The following is a 1,716-nucleotide window of genomic DNA, read 5'->3' on the forward strand; positions in this document are numbered from 1 at the left end:
CTTTCGGAGCAGACTACGGTCTTCGCCGATTTCTGCAATAGCGGCTGGCAACTATCCACTTCTTGATTTAATGACCGCAACCCTTTCAACTTCCCAAATCCCCGATCAAGCACCTGCTCTCTACACTGGGTTTGATCATTTATTTATCGATGGCCGCTGGGTAATAGGTCGCTCTAAGCATAAAATTACGCCGACTGACCCTTACCGCCAAACGCCGATTATAGAAATTGCGGCAGCCAACGAACAAGATATTGACCAGGCTTATCAATCGGCTCAAAAAGCACAGGTGGCGTGGGCTAAAACTTTGCCAAGTGAGCGATCGCAGATAATGCGACGAGCGGTTGAAATCATGGAAGCCCGCAAAGCAGAAATGATTGCTTGGTCAATTCGAGAGGCGGGTAGCCCTCGTGCCAAAGCCACGCTGGAATGGCAGGTGGCCCGCAACGTCATGGAACAAGCCGTTTCAGTTCCCTATGCAGCCGAAGGGCGGCTGTTGCCTGCAGACATCCCAGGTAAAGAAAGCCGGGTTTACCGCCAGCCAGTCGGGGTCGTGGGGGTTGTTAGTCCGTGGGATTTTGCGCTCAATCTGGCAAATCGCTCAATTGCTCCGGCGATCGCTCTAGGCAATGCTGTAGTGCAAAAGCCACCCTCTAACACACCCATTTCGGGGGGGCTAATTCTAGCCAAAATTTTTGAAGAAGCCGGATTACCCCCCGGCGTGTTTAGCGTGGTCGCTGGGCCAGCCCGAGAAATTGGCGACATTTTTGTTGCTCACCCTATTCCCCGCGTGATTACCTTCACTGGATCGACCCAAGCAGGGCGGCATATCGGTAAGCAAATTATGGATAGCCCCATCTTAAAACGCATGTCTCTAGAACTAGGTGGCAATAGTCCTTTGGTGGTGTTAGATGACGCTGATCTAGAGCAGGCGGTCAATGCAGCGGTATTTGGCAAGTTTCTCAACGAAGGCCAAATTTGTATGAGCGTTAATCGGCTAATTGTTGACCAACAGGTGCATGACGAATTTGTCGATCGCTTTATTGATCGGGTTAGCCAGCTTAAGGTAGGTGATCCCAATGATCCAGAGACGGTAATTGGTCCCATTATTGATCAAGCCCAGCTAAATTCACTGCTTGACCATATTGAAGCAGCTAAGCAAGCAGGTGCCTGTCAACGCTTAGGGGGCGAGCCAGATGGACTGGTGCTACCGCCCCATGTGTTTACAGATGTCAACAATCAGATGTCGGTAGCCAGAGAAGAATTATTTGGCCCAATTGCTCCGATTATCAAAGTCCGCGATGAGGCTGAAGCTTTGCAAGTGGCTAACGACACCGAGTATGGCCTATCCAGTGCCGTATTTACCCAAGATGAAGGTCGTGGCCTTCGCTTTGCCCTGCAAATGCAAGCAGGTATGACCCATGTTAACGACCAAACCGTTAACGATTTACCGAATGCGCCGTTTGGGGGCGAGAAAAATAGCGGCATTGGTCGATTTGGCGGAGCTTGGGCCGTTGCAGAATTTACCACTGATCATTGGATCACCCTCCAACATACCCCCCGCCAATATCCGTTCTAAGCGCTATGCGACGGGTTCTAAGCCAGCCGATCACTGAAGGTAGGACTGGTGCAATCGTTCTGATTGACCCACTGGAAAGTTTCTAGCTGTTGCCACTAGCGTTGAGGCACTTCAATGGCTGAAAGCCACTAACAGAAAAG

1 protein-coding gene is annotated in these 1,716 nt (G+C 50.8%); it reads left to right on the plus strand.

Going from position 1 to position 1,716, the window contains the following annotated elements; translation table 11 throughout:
- Nucleotides 1–70: 70 nt before the first annotated feature.
- Nucleotides 71–1,576, plus strand: coding sequence for an aldehyde dehydrogenase family protein (locus tag ACTS2Z_RS02355; protein WP_377964401.1), 1,506 nt, complete (start codon nt 71–73; stop codon nt 1,574–1,576).
- Nucleotides 1,577–1,716 lie beyond the last annotated feature (140 nt).

Source organism: Glycocaulis sp., assembly GCF_052168375.1.
Taxonomy (GTDB): Bacteria; Pseudomonadota; Alphaproteobacteria; order Caulobacterales; family Maricaulaceae; genus Glycocaulis.